The organism is Brevibacillus sp. NRRL NRS-603, from assembly GCF_003013445.1.
Lineage (GTDB): Bacteria > Bacillota > Bacilli > Brevibacillales > Brevibacillaceae > Brevibacillus > Brevibacillus formosus.
Map to the genome: position 1 here is coordinate 338,472 of NZ_PXZN01000011.1, position 25,714 is coordinate 364,185.

The window sequence follows — 25,714 nt, forward strand, 5'->3', positions numbered from 1 at the left end:
ATTAGTTATGAGCAGTTACGTCAGCTTTAACTCCGTATCCATTTGCATCTTTCAGAGTTTCGCCAGTAGTTTTAACTGTGATTGTTTTAGTTGGATCCCAGTTAGAAGAAACTTGATTATTGTAACCAGTACCGTTAACTTGAGGAGTCAGTGAGATTTTCACTTGTTTTGCGTTACCAGCTACCAGAGATACTGCTGCATCTCCATCTGTACCACCAGTACCGTCAGTACCCAAAGTACCCAAAGTCAATGCATCGGATCCTACCAAGATTTCGAACTCAGCAGAGAGTTTAGTTGGATCGTCGATTGCTGTTGCAGTTGTGCTGTCAATGTTCTCGTTGAAAGTAAGAACGATGTCGTTACCCAGAACTTGAACAGTTTGCAGAACAGCAGCTGTGTTGTCAGCGATATTAACTCCGAAATCAGCAGCTTTTTCCATAACATTGCCAGCTTTATCAGCTACATTGCTTACAGTCAGAGTTGCTGGAGTACCAGTTTGAGCACCGAACGCTACAGTTTCAGCTTTCAGTTCGATAGTTACGCTATTTTTAGCGGAGCTATTGAAGTAGATGCTAGCTTTTGTGCTATCCAGTGCAACACCGTCGAGTTTGTAGTTAGCCAGATCAAGAGCAGAAGCTCCTACTTCTTCGCTAAAGTCTACAACAAACTTGTTAACACCAGTTACTGCTGCATCAGTAGTAGTTTCAGTATCCAGAGTAGCAGTTGGTTTTACAGTATCAGTTGCATTTCCTACAGTTACTGTAGTAGTAGCTGCTGCACTCAAGTTACCAAGAGCATCTTTTACTGCACCTGCTCCGATTTGTACTGTGTAAGTACCGTTTTCGATTTCAGCAGCACCTGTGAAATCAACCACGAGAACTTTATCATTATCGGATTTAACAACGGTAGTTGCATCCAGAGCAGTAAAGCGTACGCCTTCAGCATTCGTAATGAGAAGTTTTGTCTCATCTACTGCTGTGTCAGCACCTTGGAATGCTTCATCGAAAGTAAGTTCCAATGTTTTCTTGTCAACAGCTACTTTAGAAGAAACGAAACGTGGACCTTGCGCATCACGGTTGAATGTGATTGCTTGTGTATACGCATCGTTACCATTGTTGTAAGCATCTTTAATTGCATTAGCATCAACAATCAAAGTAACTTGTGCAGTTGCAGCTGTGTTGGAAGCATAGAGACCGTAGTTAGGTGCACCAGCTCCACCAAGGTTAAAGGATACATCATAAGTTTTGTTTGTGGTATCATTAGCATCTGGAGTAACAGTTACTACTGTATTAGCAGTACCATGAGTATAAACAGTAGAACCCATCAGAATCTTGAGATCTGCTGCTTCCAGTGCAGAAGCACCGCCAGCAAGTTCTTCGCTCAATACAACTTTAACTGTGTTTTGACCAGTTTGAGTCACAGAAGTAATAGCAGGTTTAGTAGTATCAACTGCTTTTACAACAGTGCCGTTGTATACAGCCATTGTGTTCAGAGCTGTATCTTGCGCACTGGACACAAATACAGTTGCAGTTGCACCACCAGCGATTGCTGGCAAGTTAGCAGCTGGTACAGTTACTACCTTATCACCAGCAACAACTGGAGTATGTGCAACTGGAGTGTTGTTTACACGAACAATCGGTTGTTGTGTAGCTGCAAGTGGCTCAGAGAAAGTAATAGTCAAATCGCCATTAGCAGCAAATTTTGTTTCAGTAATGGTTGGTGCTACAGTATCCAGTACAGTAACAGTTTGAACTTCGCTTGTTACTTTGTTACCTTCAACATCAGTTACACCATCAACTTGGAAAGTGAAAGCTGTGTTGTTAGGTTTTTTGTCAGCAAAAGTGATAACAACAGACTTTTTGTCTGCTTCCAAAGCTGCAGTTGCTTGACCAGTACTTGTACCTTCTACCAATGCAGTAGCATTCACTTTGTAGTTGCCTTCAGTCTCAGCGGAAGTTTTGTCAACTTCTTTGTTGAAAACAACTTTAACTTGAGTTTGGTTAATAGCACTAACCCTTACAATAATTTCTAATTGTTCACCAATTTCAGCAAATCACGTCCTGCAAGTATTTTCATAGTGTCCATGTTACCCATCATTTGTAGAAAAAAGGAATATGGATGTAGCTGATTGCTAAGTAATGGAAATCCCCACAATATGGAAGTGTAGTTTTTCCTTTGGAAGGACAAATCTCTCAATGAAATGCCGAATACCATAGAATCAGAAGCTTATCGTAGAGTCGCGATAAGCTTTTTATTTTAATCTAGGAAAAAATACCTATACAAGAATGTTAAATATTTCTATAATTTACATCGTTGTGATTATAAATAAATGGAGGCGCATATGATGAACGAAAAAAACCGAGGCAATCGCTTCAAGTTAATCATGTCAAAGTTTTTTCTAACGTTTGTAGCTCTCGCACTGATCTTACCTTTCTCACCAACAGGATCATTGGCAGCTCTTGCTCAAGAGGGAACGTTATCCGAAGCAATCGATCGAATCAACGTGATCACTATCAGTGACAACCCGACAAGGGAAGAGGAGCAGGCAGCGATTTCTCAAATGCGTGAGGCATTATCCGATCCAATCTTAGAACTCAAGTTTTCTGATGCCTTTGATGGATTCACCGAAGAGTACAAGCAAGATACCTATTCACGTATGGTGTATCTGGTAAAGTACAAACCGTTTCTCGATCAAAAAGATGTCCAAGCTGGTCTCGACTATTGCATCCAGGAAACAATCAATCTCCGAACAGCCGACGAAGAAATGCCCAAGTATGAACAAACAGCGACAATCCCTGACACAGTAAAAGCAGGGGACGATATTACCGACCAAATCATTCGCCTGATCGAAGGCAACGAGAAGAACCCGCTCGTGATGGTTACAGCGAAAAAAGTTCTGCCAATGAAGGGCAGCGAACGCCCGGTGGAATATTTGCAGCTTGATCCAACTGGCAGAGTGATACTAGTCAAGCCAAATAACACCGGAATGCCTGTGAAAGAACTTGTACATGTATGGTTCACCGTAGACGACACGAGCACAGGACAGCGGGTAGAAGTCACCATACAGCCAAAGGGTGATACTGGGGAGCCGAATGATAACCAAATCGTCCAAGATGAAGTGAATAAATACAACAGAGTCGCTTCGATTTCTGCAACGACAGAAGCCGGAGTAGATGTCACCGAGCAAATTATCCGCTTGAAAGAGGGCATGAGCAAGAATCCAAATGTCCAGGTTCAAATTCATCAAATTGAAGGAATGGGTGGAGGAAACAAACCTGCACAATATTTGCGAGCTGATCAATCAGGTCGAATATATTTGGTTCAACAGAATACCACGAGTACGACCCTATACGAGCATGTGAAAATCATGTTTACAACAGGTACTGCGAGCCAGATCTTCCGAATAGACGTAGATATTCTGCCCAAAGCTCATGAGGGTGGGCTGAGTGACCGAGAAATTCTCATGGCGGAAAGTGATAAGTACTACAAGAGTGCATTAATCGGGAACACGAGCAAGGTCGGAGAAGATGTTACGGATCAAATTATCCGTTTAATAGAAGGAACGCAAAAAAATCCTGCGGTAGGACTCGAGATTGTGAAAGTTGAAGGGATGGGCGGAGGAGGCAAACCCGCACAATATTTGCAGCTGGATGAGTCCGGAAGAATCAAGCTCATGCAAGAAAATCTTACAAATTCAACCGTTTACGAACATGTGCACGTCACGCTCAAAGTCGGGACGTCGGCTACCGGTATGCGTATAGATGTGTATCTTCAACCGAAAGTTGGTAATGACGGAACGAATGATATGCAAATTGCTCGAGCGGAAAGTGACAAGTACCACGGAAACGTAATCATTCCAAGTACGAGTAAGGTAGGAGAAGACGTCACGGATCAAATTATCCGAATGATGGATGGACCTGTAAAAAATCCTGCTGTAACGGTCAAGCTGCATAAGATTGAGGGCATGGGCGGAAATAATAAAGCAGCCGAATATTTTCAGGCAGATGAGTCGGGCAGAATCAAGCTCATACAAGAAAACAACTCCAGCTTTACGGTTTTTGAGCATGTCCAAATCATGTTCACAGTCGGGAATGCGACTACGATCAAGTATGTAGACGTTTTATTTCAGCCGAAAACAGGTGCGGGTCAAAAAACTGTAATGGAAGTTGCGATAGCGGAGAGCGATAAGTACTACCGAACAGCAACGATTTCGAATACAAGCGTTGTCGGAGAAGATGTCACCGACCAAATTATTCGCATGATAGAAGGGAGCGAAAAAAATCCACATGTTTCATACAAAGTACGACAAATCGAGGGAATGGGTGGAGCAAACAAACCAGCGCAATATTTGCAGCTGGATGACGCAGGAAGAATTAAGCTGCTTCAACAAAATACCACCAATACTACACTTTACGAGCATGTGAAAATCACCTTCACAGCGGGGACTGCGAGTACCACTACGCGGATTGATGTGACTATTCCTCCTAAATCAGTTGAGGGAGGAAAGACTGACCTCGATATCGCCATGGAAGAAAGTGAAAAGTATTACAAAAGCGCATTGATTCGGAATACAAGCCAAGTAGGAGAAGACGTTACGGATCAGATTATCCGTATGATCGAAGGAACGCAAAAAAATCCTGTAGTTGCCAATAAGGTTCTTCAAATTGCAGGGCGAGGCGGAGTAAACTCACAATATTTGAAGCTGGATGAGTCAGGGAGAATAAGGCTCATGCAAGCCAATCAAACAAATACAACAGTCTATGAGAATGTAACTATAAGGTTCCAATTGGGGAATTCGGGCTCAACAACATATATAAACGTCTATATCCAACCACAAACGGGTGGAGATGGATTGATTGACAGACAAGCTGCTCATGATGAGAGTGAGAAGTACTATAGAAGCGTAATGATTCCAAGTACAAGCAAGGTCGGAGAAGATGTCACGGATCAGATTATCCGTATGATCGAAGGGCCCGAAAGAAATCCGGCTGTAGGGATCAAGGTGCATAAGATCGAGGGCATGGGTGAAGGTAACACATCTCCACAATATTTGCAGGCAGATGAGTCAGGAAGAATCAAGCTCATGCAAGAAAACAACGCTAACTATACCGTTTTTGAGCATGTCCAAATCATGTTCACAACAGGGACCGCAAGTACGATCAAGTATGTAGAAGTATTATTCCAACCCAAATCAGGTAAGGGCGAAAAGAGTATCTTTAAAATAGCGAAGGCAGAACTAAATAAGTATTACCGAACAGTAAATCTATTGAGTACGAGTCAGGTAGGAGAAGATGTCACCGACTAGATCATCCGCATGAAAGAGGGAGCGGAAAAGAACCCCCACGTGCAAATGAAGCTATTGCATGCAGAGGGAATGGGCGGTGGAAACAGAGCAGCCGAATATTTGCAGGTCGATGAGTCAGGAAGAATTAAGCTCCTTCAAAAGAACAAGACAAAATCTTCTATTCAAGAGCGTATTATTATATCACTTAATATTGGCACAGCCAGTGTAACTGGGAATATCGATGTAAACATTCCACCGCAATAAATGGGAGGCGTAAAAGTCCGAAAAAAAATCGCTGGCGGGGCCTATCGCATTCGTGATAGGCTCTTTTGCTATGAACATAAAAAAGAACCAACTGCACAAGACAGTTGGCCAAAAAAGAAATTCCCCAAGTTATTTGTTTAGACCCTTACATTTTATCAATAATAAACAACGTTGTAAACTTTAACTCATTATGGAAATGTTATACACAAAATTTCTGACAGCTCGGAAGCATAAAATTTTTTTCTTCATTAGATATGCGACGAAGACACGTTGAACGATCATAGGTGTTTGCATGGTATAAACCGACTAAGAAACGGTCCTTGAGGCTGCGAGCAAACCAGGCTCTCCTTTTTTGTCCCACCGCCCATCCTTCCATTCCTTGACATCCCCTGTTGCGTACGGGTATCCTAACATAACTAACAGTACGAATTGGGCAATGAAAAGGTTGCAAAAGCCGTTTGTTTTCTGCTTGGAATGCCAAGTTTTCTATGTTGCAAAAGGATGTCACTATGCTATAGTGGATGACGAATGAAACTATATATAGATGTAGAGAAAAGTTGGGAGCGACGATATGTTATCCTTCTTGAAGAATTTAATGGGGAATAAACCAACAACCAATGAGGTGCGAGAGCAGGTCCAGGAGGAATCGATTCTTCCCGCTGCTGATACCGAACAGTCACATCAGGAGGAGCAGGTACAGGTTGAATCAACTGGCGTCACAACAACACTCTCTCTGCATGAATCTTGGGAGAGTCAGCTGAGTGCGCAAGAGAAATACTCGCTCTCCTTTATGGCTCAGGAACTGGAACCATTGCAGCCAGGGAATATCTCCTTGGCAGGGACTTCACTTGTTCCGCATGACGACGGGATTGAAGTGGTAGCATTCGTCCGAAACAGCACGGACCGTCCAATCAGCCTGAATGAGATGACACTGGTGGTACTGTTTGGGGATCAGGAGCTGTTTACCCGCCAATCCTTTGATTTGAGCGAGCTCGGAGAAATACCGCCGCGTTCTGCAAGGCCGTGGTCGTTTGTATTTGCCAGAGAACACTTTTTACAAGTTGAAGTTCTTCTCGTGAATTGGAAGATTGCTTTTGAGATGGCGCAGAAGAAGATGGTCCTTCCACAGCAGCTGGAGCTGGAGGAATCCTGGATTAAGGCGCTGACGGATGAACAAAAAACGTCCTTAATTGAATTGGCGAAGAACCTCCCCGCTCTAAAAGAGGGAGAAGTAAACATACAGAGTGTGCAGATTCGTAGAACCGAAAGTGGTGCTCTGAATGCGATGCTTTTGATTCGCAATGGCTCTACACAGTCGCTGTCCTTCGAAAAGTTGCCGCTGGCGCTCTATGATGCAAGCGGGGATAAAGTGGCAGAGGGCCTGTTTGAACTAGGAAGCCTGACTGTAAATGCCAATACGAGCAAGCCGTGGCTGTTTATTTTCCCGCCAGAGAGCATTCAAAAGGAAGAGCTTGACTTGTCCCGTTGGAAAGTGAGCGTTCCCCAAGGAGCCTAATGCAAGAGAGCGGAATTTGCATGGGCTAGTCAAAAAAGTTTATCATGATAAGAGAGCTTCGTTCGTGTCCGGACGTGTGAGGAGGTAGCCTATGTTTTCCTTTATGAAGAATTTATTAGGTAAGGATCAACAGGATCTGAAGAAAGACATTCAAGAAGAGTCTGCTATCGATGTCGCTGAGTTGAAAAACACAGAGGTTGAAGTGGAAAGCACCGAGCAACAGGAAGAGTCTGTAGGTGGAGTTGAAAAAATTCGTACGGAATTGTCTCTAAGCCCGATTTGGGAGACCGAGCTGGATTCCGAGAAAAAGTATACGCTTCGCTTTTTGCAAGAAGAATTGCCAGAGATGCGTAAAGGCATGATTAGCGTAACGGGATTCAGTATGATTCCCCAGCCAAACGGCATGACGGTAGCTATGTTCTTCCGTAACTCCACAAATAAGCCAGTGCGGATTAAAAACGTTGGGTTAGCGATTTATCTTGATGATAACGCATTTGCACGGATCAGGGTGGATTTGTCAGATATGGGGGCAATTCCTCCGCATACCAGCCGTCCATGGGAGGTATTGTTCCCGGAAGAGAGCTATCTGCATGATAATTTCACCTTTAACCGTTGGAAAGTGGTAATGAAGGCTGGGAGAAATTCGCATGTATGGCCTCGTAATCTGGAGATCGATCCCGAAATGGAAAAGCGCATGACTGATCGCCAAAAGGATCGTCTGGAAGCGTTGACGCAGTCTTTGCCAGTGATTCCGATTAACACCGTACAGGTTACTGGTTTTGACATCGGGATGACAAAGGAAGGACACCTGGTAGCGGCGATGCTCTTCCGCAATGGGATGGCCCATGATTATCGTCCAGATGAAATCAAGCTGACGATTGCTGATGCAAATGGTGATCTGGTAGCATCAGGTGTACTGGACGCAAGCAGCATTAATGTGAAGCCGGGTTACAGCCGTCCGTGGATGATTGTATTTCCGCCACATTTAGTGAAAAAGCCTGATGCCGACCTGAAAAGATGGACACTTGACGTAGAATAAAACGCAATGCTTTTGAGGTGTGGGAAAGAGGAGGTTGACTTATGAGTTGGTTATTGGAAAATTGGTTTGGTTCCAAGGAGAGCTTGGAGCAAGTACGCGAAGACATTCATGAGAATCTTCATAGAGAGTTTTATTTGGGTGTATCCGGATTAGAGAATCCGCAACAATCTGCGAACCGTGTGGAATCCAAGGAATTGTTTTTGGTGTTGAACGGTCCGTGGGATGATCAATTGGACGAAGCAGAGCATGAGCTCTTGCAATACGCGCATGATGAAATGCCTCCGGTTGTTCGCAATGAAGTAGGTATCATTCCTTTCTTCACACGGGTTACCAATGATGGATACTTGGTTCTTACCTACGTTCGCAATGCGACTGACCGCAGTATTTTGCTGCAAAAGCTTCCGTTGTCTTTGGTGACGGAGGATGGAGAGGAAGTCGCGAGAAAGACTTTTGATCTGATCACATCTGGTCCAGTGATGGAAATGTCCAGCCGTCCGATGGAATTCATGTTCCGCTGGGATGAGTTCGACCGTATTCCTGAACAAGAGGTTCCACTGAAGCTGACCTATATCAAGCCGAAAAAGCACGAAGTAGAAGAGAATCAAAACTTTAATTTGGGTCTGAGCGCAGATGAGTCCAAGCAATACATGCAGCAGGCAGCAGAGAAGGCTCCGATTGTAGAGGGCGAAGTAGATTTGCAGGTCCTCGACATCAAGCCAGGTGAAGATAACGGGCTGAAAGTCATCGTTGCTTTCCGTAACGGTCTGGCTAAACGTCTGGAGTTTACAGAAGTGCCGATTATCGTTCATGATAAGGATGGCGATACCGTAGCACGTGTACACTTTACCCTGGAAAACATGAAGGTAGAAGCAAATAGCCATCGTATATGGGCATTTGATATTCCGTTCTCTTCCATCAAAAAGGAAGAGGTAAATCTGGCGGAATTGACTGCTTTTATTCCGAAAGCTCAGCAAAGAAAAAAAGAAAAAGCTCAGGTAGCACCTGAAGTGGAAGACAATAAAGGTTTGTTACAGTAAGGAGAAAACCCTTTTTGCCCATGGTGAAAAGGGTTTTGTACTGTTATAGCGTTCCAAATATTGGCTAATCAGGGTTGCATGTCTCCCTTTTCATCCGCTATGCTAGGACGAGAAGATAAATACCTGAATTCCTTTTAGACTGCTCATTTTGCAGGGGAGAGAAGGAAGGACTGTTTTACATGAAGAAATCAGTGAACATGTCAGTAGCGACTGTGATAAGTGTCGCGCTATTAATGGCAAACAACCAAACAATCTATGCTGCAGCACCACCAGCATCGAATGACTACTATTTAAGTAACCAGCTTCATTTGAGTCAGATTAGAGCTCATCAAGCTTGGTCAGTCGTAAATAGTAATGAGCAGATTATCATCGCGGTGCTGGACTCCGGTGCGGACTATAAGCATCCTGATTTGAAGGACAATCTTCTGCCGGGTGTGAATTTGGTTAATCCCGGGAGATCTGCCCAGGATGATAATGGACATGGAACAGAAGTAACGGGTGTACTGGCTGCTAGCGGGAATAATAGCATTGGTGTATCCGGTGTTTTGTGGAATGCCAAGATATTGCCGATTAAGGTTTTGGCCAAAAATGGAGATACTACGGTGCAGACTCTTGCGAAGGGTATCAATACTGCCTTGGATCGTGGTGCCAAAGTCATTGTGATGTCTCTCAGCAGTATGTCCTACTCCAAGGAACTGGCGAATGCTGTGCAACGAGCGGAAAGAAGCGGAGTTGTTCTGATTGCAGCTAGTGGCAATGAGAGTAGCCGTGTGGCTTATCCGGCAGCTTATCCCACAGTGATAGCGGTAGGGGCTGTAAGGAGTAACAATGAAGTATTGAATCAGAGCAATACGGGACCTGAGCTTAACCTGGTAGCGCCTGGCTTCAATGTGTATACGACCAAGCTTGGTGGGAAATACGGTTCTTTTAGCGGTACTTCAGCAGCGGCACCACAAGTAGCAGGTGCAGCGGCGCTCATACTAGCTCGTCACCCCAAACTAAGTCCATTTGATGTAAGACAATTGCTTTATCAAACGGCTACGGACTTAGGGGAAAAGGGATGGGACCGGAAAACTGGCTACGGGCTGTTAAATGTCGACAAGGCAGTTCGAACGGCCTTATCCTATGACTTTTTAGAGCCGAATAATCAGACGTATTCAGCAAAAGCGTTCCCGATCGAGTCACAGATACGTGGAAATTTGGGGCCGAAAGACACGATAGACTGGCTGAAGATGGACATCCCTTACGATGGTAAGGTCAGCTTCACAGCGACAGTGACTTCCGGTATTTCTTCAGCGATGGCTGCTACCTTTTACCCAGAGAATCGTCCGCCGATTGTGCAGTACTTCGGGAATGGGGATACGATAACTGTTCCGGTCAAGGCGGGAAAAATGAATATCCGGTTAATGCGTAACGGAGGGGTCAACAACTCTTTTACCTATGTGCTGACGAGTAAGTTTACCATCAATCCAGACCGTAACGAACCGAACGATACGCAAGAGACGGCTAGGCCGCTCGTGGGTAACCAAATCAGTGTAACAGGCAATTTTCACGATGAAGGGGATCAGGATTGGTTCTCCTACTATGTTCGTGAATACGGGCATTTGGATGTCTCCGTTAGTCCCGATAACAAGCGTGTCGATCTAATGCTGAGTATCGGTAAACAAGAGCTCGGAAAAAAGATGGTTGTCTGGGATCCTACATACGACAATGGAACGAAAGACAATCCGACAGAGCGCGCTCAAAAAGAAGTATCACCAGGCAAGTATTACATCCGTGTGAGTGAGTACAATCGCAATGCGGTGAATGGCGAATATCAGCTGGATCTCGGATACACGCCGGTAAAAAAAGATTTTAATGAGCCGAATGACACCTATCAAAAAGCGTCTCCATTAAGCGGTGGGACAGTGATGTCAGGCACGATACCGACAGCATCTGATTCCGACTGGTTCCAATTTACTGTGAATAGTGAATCGTATGTGACGTTCCGAGCGCCGTACATTCCTGTCGATAGTGGCTTTCGTTTCGCGCTCTACAGCGATCGGAACATGAACTATGCGATTGCTTCGACAAATGAGGTAGCGGAGCTGTCTAACCGAGGAAGCGATATTTTCGGTTTGCGCTTGCAGCCAGGAAAATATTATGTACGCCTGAATAGTGGTTCTTCATTCAAATATGAATCGTACCGGCTCACGGTGACGCAGCAGAAGTTGATAGCGGGCTATCGCGATATTTCGGACCACTGGGCGCGCTCAGAGATCGTCAGACTTAGCTCTCGCGATATTGTAAATGGATTTAATGATGCGTCGTTCAAGCCGAATCAGGCAGTGACCCGTGCGGAGTTTGCGACGATGCTGCTTAAATCGATGCGTGCGACCGGTTCTAAGGTAGCGACTACCTATACAGGAAAAACGACCTTCCGGGATATGACAAAGCGGCACTGGGCGTATCACAACCTAGGTGTAGCTTATCAATTGGGAATTTTGAAAGGGTACCCGAAGAATGAAATGAAGCCGGATCAGCCGATATCGCGTGCGGAGATGGCGGTAATGATCGCGCGTGCACGTGATGTTTTGATGTACAATCGTGGTACCTCGAATTATCAGGATGTGCCAACGAGTCATTGGGCTTCTCCTGCCATTGAGGCTTTAACATCTAGAAAGTGGCTTAGTGGATACGGTTCCTCCTTTAAACCGAATGGTAGGGCAACTCGCGCTGAGGTAGCGGTGGTACTTTCCAAAGCCTATCAAATATAAGTAAAATTTTTCCTATTGACATCTCTGAAAAAAACAATTATTCTATTATCCGTAATGGATACTCTTATCCAGAGCAGGCGGAGGGACTGGCCCTATGAAGCCCGGCAACCGATCTTGAGCGGTGCTAACCAGCAGAACGGACATCTGTTCTGGCCGATAAGAGGATGAAGGAAGCAAAAAACGCTCAAACCTTTTCCTCCTAAAAATGGAAAAGGTTTTTTATTTGCGTTTACGTAGATAAAATCCTAACTCGGCTACCACACTATTTGTATGAGGTCAAAGGAGGTATTTTCTCATGGCTTTGCAAAAAGGTCGTCGTCTGTTTACATCCGAATCTGTAACTGAAGGACATCCGGATAAAATTTGTGACCAAATTTCCGACTCCATCTTGGATGCGATCCTGTCCAAAGATCCAAACGCTCGCGTAGCTTGCGAAACTTCCGTAACTACTGGTTTGGTTCTCGTAGCAGGTGAAATCACTACGAACACTTATGTGGATATCCAAAAGCTCGTTCGTGAAACCATTCGTGAAATTGGTTATGACCGTGCGAAATTTGGTTTTGACGCTGACACTTGCGGTGTTATTACTGCAATTGGCGAGCAGTCCGCTGACATTGCACTTGGTGTAGACCAAGCATTGGAAGCACGCGAAGGCCAAATGACTGACGCTGAGATCGAAGCGATTGGTGCTGGTGACCAAGGTTTGATGTTTGGTTTTGCTTGCAATGAAACACCTGAGCTGATGCCACTTCCGATCAGCATGTCTCACCAATTGGCTCGTCGTCTGACTGAAGTACGTAAAAACGGAACACTTGCTTACCTCCGTCCTGACGGAAAAACACAAGTAACCGTTGAGTACGATGGCGACAAACCAGTTCGTATCGATACAATCGTTATTTCTACCCAACATGCTCCTGAAACAACTTTGGAGCAAATCAAGCAAGATCTGGTTGAACACGTAATCAAACCAGTTGTTCCAGCTGAACTGTTGGACGCTGAGACCAAATACTTCATCAACCCAACTGGCCGTTTCGTAATTGGCGGACCACAAGGGGATGCTGGCTTGACTGGCCGCAAAATCATCGTAGATACTTACGGCGGTTATGCTCGTCATGGCGGCGGTGCGTTCTCCGGTAAAGATCCAACTAAAGTTGACCGTTCCGGTGCTTATGCAGCTCGTTATGTAGCGAAAAACATCGTGGCTGCTGGCCTCGCAGACAAATGCGAAGTACAAGTTGCTTACGCAATTGGTGTAGCACAACCAGTTTCCATCGCAGTAGATACATTCGGTACAGGTACCATTTCCGAAGAAGATCTGGTGAAATTGGTTCGCAAACACTTCGACCTGCGTCCTGCTGGTATCATCAAGCAGCTCGACCTGCGTCGTCCTATCTACAAACAAACAGCTGCATATGGCCACTTCGGACGCAATGACCTGAATGTTCCTTGGGAGCAAACAGACAAAGCAGAAGTTCTGAAGCAAGAGGCTGCTCAACTGTAAATTACTGAATGACATAAAAAGAGCCTGGTATTGCTACTGGGCTCTTTTTTATGTCAGGAGCAAAGCCATCCAATTATTGGGTCAATTGTTGCACAGGAATTTGTATGACTGTGTCGAATCTCCTAGTGAGGAAGTAGAGGAGGGGTTTTTTTGCCGAACAGAAGGCTCTTCCTGATCGTGTTTCTAACTTTTTTGTTTTTTGCAGTGGCTATTGGGTTGTTAGGCGAATCTTTTCTGGAAAAAAAGAATAAACAAGAAGTGCAACCTTTTCCCCAAGTGGATACGTCTATAAGCATAAGTGAGACAAAAAATGCTGAGCCAAACGTCACACCAATTGAAGAAGCAGTGGTTCAAACGAAAAAGTGGTATAACAATCAGGTTGTGGTTTTGACGTACCATCATGTTACGGATCAATCGAATCAGCGGTATGTCATAGCTCCTGATCAATTTGCCCGACACATGAAATTTTTGCATGATAACGACCTGAATCCGATTTCGTTGGAGGAGTTCCTGCGATTTATGGAGACGGGTACCTTGCCGACTGAGAATGCTGTATTGATTACGTTTGACGATGGGTATGAGAGTTACTACAAAGAAGCATTTCCGATCTTACGTACATACGGCTACCCTTCAGTGAACTTCGCGATTGCGGGGCGCTTAAGAGATGTAGCTGACCGAAAACGGGAGAATATGACGCCACCACTTACGCGTCAACAAGTTAACGAAATGATTTATTCGGGACTGGCTACAATCGGTTCCCACACGTACAGTCTGCATGAAGAGGAAGAACGAAATGAATGGGGCGATTTAGGCCCAGAAACAGCTCCGGTCTATCTCAAAGACTTGCATCGTTTAGAGGACGAGAAAGAGTACAGGGACCGCCTCTATGTGGATTTCAGTATATCTCGCGTCAGCTTAAGCGAATGGATGAATAAAGAGATCGAAGTCATCTCGTTGCCGTTTGGCTTCACAAGTCCAATCGTACTGGAGACAGCTCGTCAAGCTGGCTACCGCTATGTATTTACATCCAATCGTGGATTCGTTAAACAAGGAACAGATCCGTTTGCCATTCCGCGCAATGACATGGGACTGCGAGATGTAGAAGAAGAGCACCTCCAACAGTTGTTCACGAAGGCTAAAAATGAGTTTGAAGGAGAGCAATCATGAACAAAGCGATAGACATCAGCGTGCTGGACGGGGTGATCAAGAGAACGATTGAAACCGTAGAAACAAGTAAAACCCAAATATTTGATATAGCTGAAAACGCCAGACAGCATGGCAATTCATTGAAGTTTGATTTACATGAACTTCGACAAGAGATTTCCAAAGTGATTCAAAAAGTCGATGCGCTTGAACTCGCGTATCGCAAATCGCGCAACAAGCTCGTCTTGGTCAGTCGTAATTTTCATATGTACACGGAGGAAGACATTCGGGTAGCGTATGAAGAAGCCAGCCGTATTCAGGTAGAACTGTCCATTTACCGCGAGCGGGAAAACAACTTGAAGCGCAGAAGAAATGATTTGGAGCGCCAACTGCGTACCTTGGAAGAAACTATCGTCCGTGCAGAAAAGCTGGTTTCTCAAATGGGTGTCGTGCTTGGTTACTTGACGGGTGACTTAAGCAAGATAGGCGAGGCGCTGGAATCGGCTAAGCAGCATCAGTTGATGGGCCTAAAGGTAATCCAGGCTCAGGAAGAAGAGCGCAAGCGTGTCGCGCGCGAGATTCACGACGGCCCGGCTCAATCGATGGCGAATGTCGTGCTGCGTTCGGAAATTGTAGAACGCATGTTGAAGAACGAGCGCATTTTGGAAGCGCAAATGGAACTGCACGAGCTGAAAGAAATGGTACGCTTAAGCTTGGCGGATGTACGACGTATTATTTTTGATTTGCGTCCAATGGCATTAGATGACTTAGGGCTAGTACCTACCTTGCAAAAATATATTCAAACGTGCGAAGAGCGTATTCAGTCTTCCATTGATCTGGTAGTATTTGGTGTGGAGCCTCCTTTGCGCAGCTCTGTAAAGGCTGCAATCTTCCGTTTGGTTCAGGAATGTCTGAACAATGTGGAGAAGCACGCAGGCGCTACGACCGTACAGGTGAAGCTGGAATTTGTACAAGATTCGTTAAGCCTTGTTGTCAAAGACGATGGGGTCGGATTCGATTTGGAAAAACGCATGGCGAATGGCAACTCTTTTGGACTCTTGGGAATGCGTGAGCGTGTACAGCTCTTAGAAGGCAGTGTCGAGCTGCAATCCGCTCCGGGAGAAGGAACCAAGGTTATATTCCAAATACCGATAAAATTGTGACGTGATACGTAAATAAGTACTGGGGGATGAACCATGGATAAGAGACAGCAAGAACTCCGCATCGTAATTGTGGATGACCATCAATTATTTCGCGAGGGCGTAAAGCGAATATTGGAAATGGAAGAAGATTTCAAGGTCGTCGGGGAAGGTGCGGACGGAGGAGAAGCCACAGTATTGGCGGAAGAGCACAAGCCGGATGTCTTGTTGATGGATATTAACATGCCGAACATAAATGGCGTTTCTGCTGCAGAAAATGTGATTTCTGTAAGCCCTTCTACTCGTGTGATTATGCTCTCGATTCATGATGATGAGGGATATGTGTATCGTACACTCCGCTCTGGAGCGTCTGGCTACTTGCTGAAGGAAATGGGAACGTCAGACCTGGTTGACGCTGTGCGTGTAGTGGCGAGTGGTGGTGCATACATACATCCGAAGGTGACGGGCAAGCTGATTGAAGAATTCCGTCGTCTGAGCGAGCAGGAAGGGACGGCAGAGCGTAGCTTCTCCGTAGATGAATCGCAAGCCATCGATCCAAAAGTGATCGAATCGCTTACCCGTCGCGAGCGGGAAGTATTGCAGCTGATGGCAGAAGGGAAAAGCAATCGTGCCATTGGGGAATTCTTGTTTATTAGTGAAAAGACGGTTAAAAATCACGTTAGCAGCATTTTGCAAAAGCTCAATGTTCAAGACCGGACACAAGCTGTTGTCATCTCCATTAAAAACGGCTGGGTGAAATTGTAGGAAGCGCTTCCTATTTGCACTCTGTTCAAGCTGTGCGGCATACCTTGGTATAGGAGGAGGTATGACCGTGATGGAAGAGCTGATTGTATGGCTTTTGGCAGCATTTGGCTGCTCCTCTTTGTTGGTAATGATCGCGGAGCGCTGGACCAATCGGACAGATAGCGCGAGCGAGCTCCCGCATGAGCATTATCGGTTGCTGGTGCGCAATTCGGAACAGGTGCTGGAACGTGTAGTGCGGAGCCTGCTGTTTCGCTCGTATTGGAGTGGCAGACCGATCCGAATTACCTTGATAGATGATGGATCTGACGATGATACGAAACAGATGACAGCCGTCTTGAATCGTTATCCGTACGGCTATTGCTTGGGAGACGTACAGGAGGAGATTGCGGCTGGAACCATCGTCATTGATCTGCGGGAGAATAAAGAGGGAGCATAAAAGATTACTGAGCATAAATATTACGAGCTGTCGACAATAAATCGGCAGCTTTTTTATTTTTCTACGACCAAGATTTTGGTTCCGAAATTTATTTGCTGGACCAGTCTGTCTTTTTGCACACTAAGAGCAAGAGGGCGGAGGAGTGAGCGTATGCGTGAGTATTTGCTGTATATCAAAGCTTGCGGCGGATCAATACCACAGGTGCAGACTTATGTTACGCCGAGCTTTTCTGTAGATCGATCTTTTTGGCAGGAGAGAGAAGGCTGTGTCCTGCATGTCATCGGGAAGACGTCGTCGCTTGCCCTGGCTTTTTCCTTGCGTGCAAAGGTGAACGGGTATGTGATGGATCAAGTCGGTAAAGGACGGGTGCTGACGGATGGATATGTAAAAGAGTTGAGAGCGCTGGCGGTAAGTAGCGTGTGCGAAGCGAGCAGCTTATATGGACGGGAAGCAGTGAGTGTACAGGACCGCCGAAAGCATGGGTGGTTTTCTTGGGAACCGGTTGAGGAGAGTGTGGAAGTTCCGTATCAAGGTGGCAAAGAATCGGGAAAATTGCCGGGTGCTCGGATGGGCTATACGGTTGGTCGCGAACTTCTTGGAAGGAGCTCATCGCACGAGAATTCACAAGAAGCTGTTTTGTGCGAGATTTTGGATGGACGTGCGCTCCTTTGGGAGGAAGTGGAGTCCTTGCTGAAAAAGCGAGGGGTGGACGTGCATGATTTGTCAGGCATTTTGCATTCATTCGTGCTTGCAAACAAAGCGGAGTGGCGACCTGGCATTCGTTTTTCGATAACAAAAGGATGGTGGCGCAATAGGCTGGAGTTGGTCTGTGAGCGCTGCGGAAGCGCGGGAGCGAAGGTGGAGCTTACGTATTGTCATACGTGTGAGCAAGGCTGCGCCTATTGCACAGCTTGTTTAGGGATGGGCCGGAGTAAGTGTTGCACGCCGTATTTTTTAATGGATGTAGGGACATCCCTTATTCGTGGCGCAGAACACTCGGAAAACGTGGCGAGATTGGAGTGGGCGGGAAAGTATTCGGCAGATCAATCGCGGGCAGCTGAGCGAGCGCGTTGCTTTGTAGCCAATCCGAGACCAGGGCTGTCGGAGTATTTGATTTGGGCGGTTTGTGGAGCGGGCAAAACAGAGTTGTTATTCCCTTCTGTTACAGAGGCACTTGCTGCTGGTGGTCGCGTTCTGATCGCGACACCGCGAAAAGACGTCGTGTTGGAGCTGGCTCCGCGTATTAAGCGAGTCTTTCCAGGGGCTAAAGTGATTGCCGTCCATGGTTCGAGCGCGGAAAAGTGGGAAGAGAGTGACATCACGATTGCGACCACGCATCAGGTCATGCGCTACCATCGGCGTTTTTTGCTGGTGGTTCTCGACGAGGCAGACGCGTTCCCTTACCATAATGATCCTATTTTGTATCGCGCTCTATCCAGAGCAGTGAAAAAGAATGGGAAGCTCCTATATTTAAGTGCGACACCTCCGGGATATTTACAAAAGCGACTCGTTAGAAAAGGGCGCTCGACCCTAGGCTCGTCTGGCGCGATACCGCTATTCTCTGATACGCATGTTCTGTTGCCTGGGCGCTATCATGGAGCTGCGCTTCCTGTCCCCAAGATTCTCACGGTACAAGGCTTACATAAGCGCGTTCAGACGAATCGATTCGTGGCGCAGCTAATAGATACGGTGAACAACTCCTTGAATGAAGAGCGGCAAGTATTTGTTTTTGTCCCTCGCGTTGATGAAATTGACAGGGTGCTATCATACCTTCAAAAGTGGCTTCCTTCTCACGCAGGGGAGATGGCAGGAGTCCACGCGGCAGACCCTATGCGGGAGGAGAAAGTACTCGCCTTTCGAGAAAAACGGTATACCGTCATGGTGACGACAACGATTCTGGAGCGGGGCGTGACTATACCGAAAAGTGACGTAGTAGTGGTAGGTGCAGAGGCACCCGTTTTTGACGAGGCGTCATTGGTTCAGATAGCAGGGCGAGTAGGACGATCTGTTGATGATACGTCGGGTAGCGTTCTATTTTTGCAAGCAGAACGATCTACTTCTCCAAAGCGGGCTGTCAGACAGATTTCGCAGATGAACTGCTTGGCTCAAAAGCTCGCAGAACAAAGAGGTCTTTCATGACCAGTGGGATGTGTGTCCGTTGTGGTGGGCTTATCGTAGCATTCCAAAAGGAGTCGGTCGCTCGAGAAAAAGCGCGACAGCTATCGGATCAGGCGGGCTATCCGGTCATCTATCGCATGGTAAAAGGGATTGTGTTGTGTGGAGTTTGCCTTGATGCTTTGCCATTGATTGGGCATGATATATGCGAACGGTGCGGGCGTGATAGGGAGTTGCAGGCTGGCATCAATAACGTAGGGTTATGCAGGGATTGTGTTCATGGAGAAGATAGTGAGAATTTGGTGGCAAATCGGAGTTTGCTTCGCTATGAAAAGGGAGAGAGGGATTTGCTCGGATTGTTTAAATATCGCGGTGACGAACGGCTGGCTTCATACTACGGTACGCTTCTCGCCATTACCGTTCAGCGTTATTACAGATCTATGGGGTTTACCTGTATTACGACGGTTCCCCTACATTCGCAACGATTGCGGGAACGCGGATTCAATCAAGTTGACTTGCTGGCTCGCCATTTAGGAGCAGCAATCAAAATTCCTGCCAAACAGTTGCTTCTCCGAACGAAGGACACCCCAAAGCTGAGCAAGCAAAAAGGGCGTGCAGCACGTCACGAAAGCATGCGTGAAGCTTTTGTGTGGGATGGCCAAGAATTTCCCTCTGCTTCTAAAATCCTGCTCCTTGACGATATTTATACGACTGGTTCGACGCTTCGTTCGTGCGCGCGGACAATCAGAGAACATTTGGGGCCAAGCTGTGAAATATATTCCTTGACAATATACCGATAGCCAGTTTTGAAAAATTAAGCTATGATGTAGGCATACAACGGATGTGGAACCGTATGAACTTTCTGAACGGAAAAGGGGTTGTCCGATATGTCTATGGGCAAGTTGGCAAACTGCTCGCGGTGTGATGCTGTATTTGTACAAGCAGTCCGTGACATTTGCCCCAAATGCTATAAAGAAGTCGAACAAGAATATGAGGCGTGCGCCCAGTTTTTGCGCAAGCGCGAAAATCGCGGATCGAATATTCATCAGGTAAGCGAAGCAACCGGCGTGAGCGTGAAGCAAATCACGAAGTTTATCAAAGAAGGGCGCATTTCGGTTGCTGGAAGTCCCAACCTTGGCTATCCATGTGAGCGCTGCGGTTTTTTGATTCGAGCGGGCAACATTTGCGAATCTTGTCTAAAAGGCTTGAAGCATGAAATTACGCAACAACTCGAGGTAGAGCAACGATTGGACGAATTCCAACGCGCAGAACTGGCTAATGCAGCTTATCGAAGAAAGCAGAATAGTGACGAATAGTTTTGTTCAAAAAAACTAATCGTACATGATGAATTTGCCGATGATACTACTAAGAGGTGTCATCGGTTTTTTCTATGAAAAGACCGTTGGTATGAGAGGATGGTAATCAGATGCGGATTAATGAACCTAACCGTGTCGGGATGATCAATGCTTACAACAAAACAGGCAACAACCAGGTAGGCAAAAGCGGCAAAATCCCGATGGGCAAGGATGAAGTAAACATTTCCACTGAAGCGCTGGAAATGCAAAAGCAAGTAGAAGATGTCAACTCTCCGCAACGTCGGGAAAAAGTGGAGCAGTTGAAGAAGCAAGTAGAGGAAGGAAAATATCACGTCTCAAGTGAACGGATCGCTGATAAGCTCCTGTCCTTTTGGAAGAAGCTGTAACACAGATATGAAGAGGGCTTTTTGAACGGCCTCTTTGAATAGTTTTCGATGGAAGATGAGGAGAAACAAGGAATGAACAGACTCTACGATCTGCTCGACAACTTGATCCAGTTGCACAAAGCCTTGTACACCTTAGCCACGCACAAGAAAGAAGTGCTGGTAAAAGGGAATGTGGATGAACTGGTAGCCATAACGCGCCAGGAGCAAAAACTGATCAAGGGCGTCACAGAAGCTGAAGCAGCCCGCCAGCAAGTCGTAAAAGAACTGACAGCACAGAAGGGCTTTGCGCTGCAAGAAGGCACACTGGCTGAATTGATCAAGTTGACGACCAGTGCGGAAGAGAAGATGCGACTCACCTCCTGTCGTAATGAGCTAAGCCGGATTGTGACTGAACTGCGCGATGCTAACGACCTGAATCAGCAGTTACTGGAGCAATCCCTTTCTTTTGTCAACATGACGCTCGACCTGATCACGGATACGCCCGAGGACGATTACATCTACGGAAGGCCGACCTCGGATACGTATCGTCAGGCTAATCGAACTTTTTTCAACAAAAAAGCGTAAAGAGGTGTCGAAATGCGCTCTACTTTTCATGGAATTGAAGTCAGCAAACGCGGCTTGTTCGCTCAACAATCCGCGCTAAATACAACAGGACACAATATCTCCAATGCGAATACGGAAGGTTACAGCCGCCAGCGTGTGAATATGCAGGCTACGAATGGTTTGCCTTATGTAGGAATGCAAGCGAGTATCGAGCCAGGGTTGCTCGGGACAGGGGTTCAAGCTACTAGTATTCAGCGTCTGCGGGAAGAGTTTTTGGATATTCAGTACCGGAATGAGCACAAGCGTCAAGGGTACTGGGACGGTCGCTTGGAAACCTTGGAGAAATTGGAAGGCATCATGAACGAGCCGTCTGACACTGGTTTGCAAAAGGTTATGGACCAAATGTGGCAAGCATGGCAGGACTTGGCCAAGGACCCTACTGATACATCAGCTCGTGCGGTTGTTCGGGAACGAAGCAAGGCAGTAGCGGATACGTTTAATACGCTGACCAATCATATTAAGGAAGTACAAACTGATCTTAACAACGTGGTCAACGTAAAAGCGATGGAGATCAATTCCTTGGGCCAACAGATTGCTAACTTGAACAATCAGATTGCAAACGTTGTACCGCATGGCTATCAGCCAAACGATCTCTATGACCAACGTGACGTGCTTTTGGACAAGCTCTCCAAGCTGGTGGAGGTCCGTGCAACTCAATCAACAGCTGGTATGGTTAACGTGACCATTGAAGGTCGTGAATTTGTTACTGGAATTACATCGCAGCCGGTAGCTACTGTACAGAATCCTGCTACGGGCATGAGTGACATGACATTGGGCGGAGCGGCGTTTGTGCCGACAACCGGCTACATGGCAGGAACGTTCCAATCTCGTGATCAGATTGTGCCGAACATGCTGAAGCGCTTGGATGTTTTGGCGGTGAATTTGACGAAGGAAATCAACGACCTGCATCGGGCAGGACGAAGCTTGAGTGATATTAACAATGGCACTGTACAAGATCTGCCGTTCTTTGTGGATGCGAATTCACTGGCTGCTAATCCAGCTACAAAAGATTATCCGAAAGGTGCATCCAGCCTCGCTATTAACCCAGAGATCATGAAGAGCTTAGATGCGATCGCGGCGGCACAAGAAGAAGCAGGTAGCACTCCTGTAGGGAATAACAAGAGCGCTCTCGCCATTGCTTCGATTAAGTTTAAGGTATTGACTGCTGGTACGGGTCCGAATGACTTGGCAGAAAGCTCAACGTTGGATAACTACTACCGTTATACGATCAGCCAATTGGGTGTCGATGCCCAGGAAGCCAAGCGTAATCAATTGAACTCCGAAATGCTCGTTGGCACTGTTGACAACCAGCGACAATCTGTATCAGGTGTTTCTATTGATGATGAGATGGCAGAAATGGTGAAGTATCAACATGCATACAGCGCATCTGCACGTGTCATGACAAGCATGGACGAAGTTTTGGATAAAGTCATCAATGGCATGGGCCGGGTTGGTCTCTAATTAGGAGGGTATAGATTATGGCGGTACGCGTAACTCAGAACATGCTGAATAGTAATATGCTGCGGAATTTGCAAAAATCGATGCGGAATATGGATAGTTTGCAAGAGCAGCTGTCATCTGGTAAAAAGATTGCGAAGCCATCAGATGACCCTGTAGTGGCAGCTCGTGGGATGTTTTATCGATCTTCATTAATGGAGAATGATCAGTATAAACGGAATGTAGATGAAGCACAGTCTTGGTTAGATATGACGGATAGTACTATGGATGAAGTTGGAAATGTTATGAAAAGAATTAAGGAGATATTAGTTTATTCTGGGGACGGAGCTATCTCGCCGGACGATTTGAAAACCATGGGTTCCGAGGTACAGGAGCTCAAAAATCATCTGGGAACACTTGCTAATCAGCAAATTAACGGGAAGTATATATTTGCTGGTACAGATACTAATAAAGCTCCATTTGACCATACAGCTAATTCGGGGAAGGGAGATTTTGTAAGTACAAACAGCTCCCTTATCAACTTAGAAGTGAGCCAAAATGTTTTTGTGACATCCAATATTAATGCACAAAACATTTTTAACTTCCCTGATAACGCAAACAATATGTTTAAAGTGCTTGATAATGTTATTACTGAATTGAGTAATGGGAGAGGTGCGTCTCAATTCATAACAGGTCTGGATCAGCAGTATGATAAATTACTGGCAGAGCGAGCCTCATTGGGAGCTAGTGTTAACCGGGTAGAACTTATCGCAGATAGATTAAAAACTCAAGATGTTAGTATTACTGAATTAATGTCAAAAAATGAAGATGCAGATATGGCGGGAGTTATGACGGATCTCAAGATGCAAGAAAGTGTACATTCAGCTGCACTTGGATCAGGTGCACGCATTATTCAGCCAACACTGCTTGATTTTCTGCGATAGGTAATAGGGGGTAGTGTTATGCAAATTCCTCAACTAAGGATGGAAAGCACATTTGCTCAATTGGGTTTAAACATTAATAAACCTGTACAATCGATCAAACAGCCCCAAGCAGAAATGAACCTAAGTCAGACACCAGCTGAACTTACAATTGAGCAAGGTAAGACAAATTTACAGATCGATTCTAGTCAAGCTAGAGCAAATATTGGGATTATGACCTCAATGCAATTTAGTGATACGAATGCTGCTTATGGACGAGAGAAATGGTTACAATCGATCTCCGAGAAAAGCCAAGAAGGCGACCGATTAATGAGAATATATACTAAAGAAAATGTTATAGCTCAAATTGGTAGGGAGAAAGGTTTGAGAGTATTGGAGGGTGGCTACCGACCACCGCGAACATCTAACGATGAGGGTGTCGATGTTAGCTTCGAGGCTGTACCAGCTACTATTAATGTGAAGCGAAATGGAATGAGTATTAATCCAGTAACTAGACCTCCAGAGCTGTCCTATACCCCAGGTAAAATAGAACCATATATGATACAATATAATAGTTTGAAGATTAGTATGGTCGGCAGCCAATTGGATAAAATGATGTAAGTGAGGGGATAACATGAACGAAAACAAACAAGTCGAATTGGGTAAGCTGTTTTTTGAGGATGGTATCCCTGGTTTTTCACATTTGCAGTTTTTTCAGTTGGTACAGGAAGACGAAAGCCCCGTTTTTTTGATTCGATCGACAGAAGAAAAAGAGGTTGGTTTTTGGGTAATAAATCCGTTTTCATTCTTCCATACCTATGAATTTTCGCTTTCGTCCGGGATAAAAGAGGCTTTGCGAATCAATGAACAAACTCCAATAGCTATTTTTTCTATCATAACCGTACGGAATGATAATCAAGTCACGGCAAATCTAAAAGCTCCAATTGTTGTCAACTTATCAAATCGTATGGGGAAACAAATCGTTTTACAAGAAGAAGTGTATTCCATTCGGCAGCCGTTGTTTGTCCAACAAGCAGCGGATTTTGAATAGGTGGTGTTCACATGTTGGTCCTTTCTCGAAAGAAAAATGAATCAATTATGATAGGTGACACCATTGAAATTAAAATTATCTCTGTGGATGGAGAGCAGGTGCGAATTGGGATTGAAGCGCCTAGGAATCTAGACGTGTATCGAAAAGAAATATTTGATGCGATCCAAGAAGAAAATCGCCTTGCAATAAAGAGTCAAATACAGATGCCAGGAGCAGTAAAACAGCTAATGAAAGAGCATAAAGTAAAAAAAGATGATAATTAGATCATCTTTTTTTGTTATGAAAATAAAAAACTGCTAAATAATCCAAACTTACTATCCGATAATTGAAAGGTAGGAATTAAGTCACAAGCACGTGCCTGTAATTCTATCTAATATTAGTAGCAGTCACATGGACGTGATTGTCGACAACTCAAGGAGGAAAGAACATGATTATCAACCACAATATTTCTGCAATGAACACACATCGTCAATTGGGTGTAAACACAGGTAGCTTGGCAAAAAACGTGGAAAAACTGTCTTCCGGTTACCGCATCAACCGTGCTGCTGACGATGCTGCAGGTCTCTCTATCTCCGAGCGTATGCGTGCACAAATCCGTGGTATGGAACAAGCTTCCCGTAACTCTCAAGATGGTGTCTCCCTGATCCAAACAGCAGAAGGTGCACTGCAAACAGTTAACAACATGCTTGTTCGTATTAAAGAACTGGCTACGCAATCTGCGAACGGAACGTATGATGACACGAACGACCGTGCTCGTCTGCAAGAGGAGTTGGCTGAACTCTCAAAAGAAATCACCAACATTAAAGATAAAACGAAGTTCAATGGTATTAATCTGTTGGCAAACACTGGCGATGAAATTAAAATTCAAATCGGTCAAGAGGCAGGACAAACCCTCTCACTCAATACTGCAAACTTCTCCATCGGTCAAGTTGCTACAGCTGTAGGCAATTGGACTTTGGGTACAGCAACAGGTGCGTCTACTGTGCTGGGAAGCATCGATGATGTA

The 25,714-nt window shown here is 45.5% G+C and carries 23 protein-coding genes and 1 riboswitch; of the genes, 22 read left to right on the forward strand and 1 reads right to left on the reverse strand.

What is annotated here, in order from left to right:
- Position 1: 1 nt before the first annotated feature.
- Positions 2–1,927, reverse strand: coding sequence for an Ig-like domain-containing protein (locus C7R94_RS07570; protein WP_106779571.1), 1,926 nt, complete (start codon positions 1,925–1,927; stop codon positions 2–4).
- A 414-nt stretch (positions 1,928–2,341) separates the two neighbouring features.
- On the opposite strand from C7R94_RS07570, the gene C7R94_RS07575 reads away from it, so the two are divergent.
- From C7R94_RS07575 to C7R94_RS07680, 22 genes are all read left to right on the forward strand, one after another.
- On the forward strand, positions 2,342–5,305 hold the full coding sequence (locus tag C7R94_RS07575) for a hypothetical protein (RefSeq protein ID WP_158264656.1): 2,964 nt from the start codon (positions 2,342–2,344) through the stop codon (positions 5,303–5,305).
- A gap of 39 nt (positions 5,306–5,344) precedes the next feature.
- Positions 5,345–5,548, forward strand: coding sequence for a hypothetical protein (locus tag C7R94_RS07580; protein WP_158264657.1), 204 nt, complete (start codon positions 5,345–5,347; stop codon positions 5,546–5,548).
- A gap of 571 nt (positions 5,549–6,119) precedes the next feature.
- Positions 6,120–7,064: an accessory Sec system S-layer assembly protein gene (locus tag C7R94_RS07585; protein ID WP_106779578.1), complete on the forward strand. Its 945-nt coding sequence runs from the start codon at positions 6,120–6,122 to the stop codon at positions 7,062–7,064.
- Between the two features lie 91 nt (positions 7,065–7,155).
- Entirely contained in the window at positions 7,156–8,103 is a 948-nt protein-coding gene (locus C7R94_RS07590; RefSeq protein ID WP_106779580.1) for an SLAP domain-containing protein, read from the forward strand.
- A 41-nt stretch (positions 8,104–8,144) separates the two neighbouring features.
- Positions 8,145–9,140, forward strand: a complete 996-nt coding sequence (locus C7R94_RS07595) for an SLAP domain-containing protein (RefSeq protein WP_106779583.1) — start codon at positions 8,145–8,147, stop codon at positions 9,138–9,140.
- Positions 9,141–9,319: 179 nt separating this feature from the next.
- Complete coding sequence (locus tag C7R94_RS07600) at positions 9,320–11,896, forward strand: S8 family peptidase (protein ID WP_106779587.1); 2,577 nt, start codon at positions 9,320–9,322, stop codon at positions 11,894–11,896.
- Positions 11,897–11,957: 61 nt separating this feature from the next.
- A riboswitch (SAM riboswitch) is annotated at positions 11,958–12,059 on the forward strand.
- Positions 12,060–12,191: 132 nt separating this feature from the next.
- Entirely contained in the window at positions 12,192–13,397 is a 1,206-nt protein-coding gene (metK, locus tag C7R94_RS07605) for a methionine adenosyltransferase (protein ID WP_106779589.1), read from the forward strand.
- Positions 13,398–13,547: 150 nt separating this feature from the next.
- Positions 13,548–14,564, forward strand: a complete 1,017-nt coding sequence (locus tag C7R94_RS07610; protein ID WP_106779591.1) for a polysaccharide deacetylase family protein — start codon at positions 13,548–13,550, stop codon at positions 14,562–14,564.
- Positions 14,561–15,703: a sensor histidine kinase gene (locus C7R94_RS07615; RefSeq protein WP_047069765.1), complete on the forward strand. Its 1,143-nt coding sequence runs from the start codon at positions 14,561–14,563 to the stop codon at positions 15,701–15,703. The genes C7R94_RS07610 and C7R94_RS07615 overlap by 4 nt, the downstream gene beginning before the upstream one ends.
- 33 nt (positions 15,704–15,736) lie before the next feature.
- Positions 15,737–16,444 carry a response regulator gene (locus C7R94_RS07620; protein WP_047069764.1) on the forward strand — a complete coding sequence of 236 codons (708 nt, stop codon included), beginning with the start codon at positions 15,737–15,739 and terminating at the stop codon, positions 16,442–16,444.
- A 70-nt stretch (positions 16,445–16,514) separates the two neighbouring features.
- Positions 16,515–16,880, forward strand: a complete 366-nt coding sequence (locus C7R94_RS07625; RefSeq protein ID WP_047069763.1) for a glycosyltransferase family 2 protein — start codon at positions 16,515–16,517, stop codon at positions 16,878–16,880.
- Positions 16,881–17,030: 150 nt separating this feature from the next.
- Positions 17,031–19,019 carry an ATP-dependent helicase ComFA gene (locus C7R94_RS07630; protein ID WP_106779593.1) on the forward strand — a complete coding sequence of 663 codons (1,989 nt, stop codon included), beginning with the start codon at positions 17,031–17,033 and terminating at the stop codon, positions 19,017–19,019.
- A complete protein-coding gene (locus C7R94_RS07635; RefSeq protein WP_106779595.1) occupies positions 19,016–19,795 on the forward strand; it encodes a ComF family protein in 780 nt (259 codons plus the stop codon). Before C7R94_RS07630 ends, C7R94_RS07635 begins: the two co-directional genes overlap by 4 nt.
- 87 nt (positions 19,796–19,882) lie before the next feature.
- Entirely contained in the window at positions 19,883–20,311 is a 429-nt protein-coding gene (locus C7R94_RS07640; protein ID WP_106779598.1) for a TIGR03826 family flagellar region protein, read from the forward strand.
- A 110-nt stretch (positions 20,312–20,421) separates the two neighbouring features.
- On the forward strand, positions 20,422–20,697 hold the full coding sequence (gene flgM / locus C7R94_RS07645) for a flagellar biosynthesis anti-sigma factor FlgM (protein WP_016742371.1): 276 nt from the start codon (positions 20,422–20,424) through the stop codon (positions 20,695–20,697).
- Between the two features lie 72 nt (positions 20,698–20,769).
- Positions 20,770–21,261, forward strand: coding sequence for a flagellar protein FlgN (locus C7R94_RS07650; RefSeq protein ID WP_047070324.1), 492 nt, complete (start codon positions 20,770–20,772; stop codon positions 21,259–21,261).
- A gap of 12 nt (positions 21,262–21,273) precedes the next feature.
- A complete protein-coding gene (gene flgK / locus C7R94_RS07655) occupies positions 21,274–22,761 on the forward strand; it encodes a flagellar hook-associated protein FlgK (RefSeq protein WP_106779601.1) in 1,488 nt (495 codons plus the stop codon).
- A gap of 17 nt (positions 22,762–22,778) precedes the next feature.
- Positions 22,779–23,681 carry a flagellar hook-associated protein FlgL gene (flgL, locus tag C7R94_RS07660; RefSeq protein ID WP_106779604.1) on the forward strand — a complete coding sequence of 301 codons (903 nt, stop codon included), beginning with the start codon at positions 22,779–22,781 and terminating at the stop codon, positions 23,679–23,681.
- Between the two features lie 18 nt (positions 23,682–23,699).
- Positions 23,700–24,278, forward strand: coding sequence for a DUF6470 family protein (locus C7R94_RS07665; RefSeq protein WP_106779607.1), 579 nt, complete (start codon positions 23,700–23,702; stop codon positions 24,276–24,278).
- Positions 24,279–24,291: 13 nt separating this feature from the next.
- Positions 24,292–24,708 (forward strand): flagellar assembly protein FliW, encoded by a 417-nt coding sequence (locus C7R94_RS07670; protein WP_106779609.1) that lies wholly within the window; start codon positions 24,292–24,294, stop codon positions 24,706–24,708.
- An 11-nt stretch (positions 24,709–24,719) separates the two neighbouring features.
- Entirely contained in the window at positions 24,720–24,971 is a 252-nt protein-coding gene (gene csrA, locus C7R94_RS07675; RefSeq protein WP_106779613.1) for a carbon storage regulator CsrA, read from the forward strand.
- Positions 24,972–25,135: 164 nt separating this feature from the next.
- A partial coding sequence (locus tag C7R94_RS07680) for a flagellin N-terminal helical domain-containing protein (RefSeq protein WP_106779615.1) occupies positions 25,136–25,714 on the forward strand: 579 nt, incomplete at its 3' end.

Bases quoted from the DNA above. Each gene is read 5' to 3' on its own strand.
- C7R94_RS07625 (WP_047069763.1), top strand. From the start codon at position 16,515: ATGGAAGAGCTGATTGTATGGCTTTTGGCAGCATTTGGCTGCTCCTCT.
- C7R94_RS07650 (WP_047070324.1), top strand. From the start codon at position 20,770: ATGAACAGACTCTACGATCTGCTCGACAACTTGATCCAGTTGCACAAA.
- C7R94_RS07600 (WP_106779587.1), top strand. From the start codon at position 9,320: ATGAAGAAATCAGTGAACATGTCAGTAGCGACTGTGATAAGTGTCGCG.
- C7R94_RS07620 (WP_047069764.1), top strand. From the start codon at position 15,737: ATGGATAAGAGACAGCAAGAACTCCGCATCGTAATTGTGGATGACCAT.
- C7R94_RS07635 (WP_106779595.1), top strand. From the start codon at position 19,016: ATGACCAGTGGGATGTGTGTCCGTTGTGGTGGGCTTATCGTAGCATTC.
- C7R94_RS07595 (WP_106779583.1), top strand. From the start codon at position 8,145: ATGAGTTGGTTATTGGAAAATTGGTTTGGTTCCAAGGAGAGCTTGGAG.
- C7R94_RS07615 (WP_047069765.1), top strand. From the start codon at position 14,561: ATGAACAAAGCGATAGACATCAGCGTGCTGGACGGGGTGATCAAGAGA.
- flgK (WP_106779601.1), top strand. From the start codon at position 21,274: ATGCGCTCTACTTTTCATGGAATTGAAGTCAGCAAACGCGGCTTGTTC.
- C7R94_RS07670 (WP_106779609.1), top strand. From the start codon at position 24,292: ATGAACGAAAACAAACAAGTCGAATTGGGTAAGCTGTTTTTTGAGGAT.
- C7R94_RS07585 (WP_106779578.1), top strand. From the start codon at position 6,120: ATGTTATCCTTCTTGAAGAATTTAATGGGGAATAAACCAACAACCAAT.
- C7R94_RS07630 (WP_106779593.1), top strand. From the start codon at position 17,031: ATGCGTGAGTATTTGCTGTATATCAAAGCTTGCGGCGGATCAATACCA.
- csrA (WP_106779613.1), top strand. From the start codon at position 24,720: ATGTTGGTCCTTTCTCGAAAGAAAAATGAATCAATTATGATAGGTGAC.
- flgL (WP_106779604.1), top strand. From the start codon at position 22,779: ATGGCGGTACGCGTAACTCAGAACATGCTGAATAGTAATATGCTGCGG.
- flgM (WP_016742371.1), top strand. From the start codon at position 20,422: ATGCGGATTAATGAACCTAACCGTGTCGGGATGATCAATGCTTACAAC.
- C7R94_RS07575 (WP_158264656.1), top strand. From the start codon at position 2,342: ATGATGAACGAAAAAAACCGAGGCAATCGCTTCAAGTTAATCATGTCA.
- C7R94_RS07665 (WP_106779607.1), top strand. From the start codon at position 23,700: ATGCAAATTCCTCAACTAAGGATGGAAAGCACATTTGCTCAATTGGGT.
- metK (WP_106779589.1), top strand. From the start codon at position 12,192: ATGGCTTTGCAAAAAGGTCGTCGTCTGTTTACATCCGAATCTGTAACT.
- C7R94_RS07590 (WP_106779580.1), top strand. From the start codon at position 7,156: ATGTTTTCCTTTATGAAGAATTTATTAGGTAAGGATCAACAGGATCTG.
- C7R94_RS07640 (WP_106779598.1), top strand. From the start codon at position 19,883: ATGTCTATGGGCAAGTTGGCAAACTGCTCGCGGTGTGATGCTGTATTT.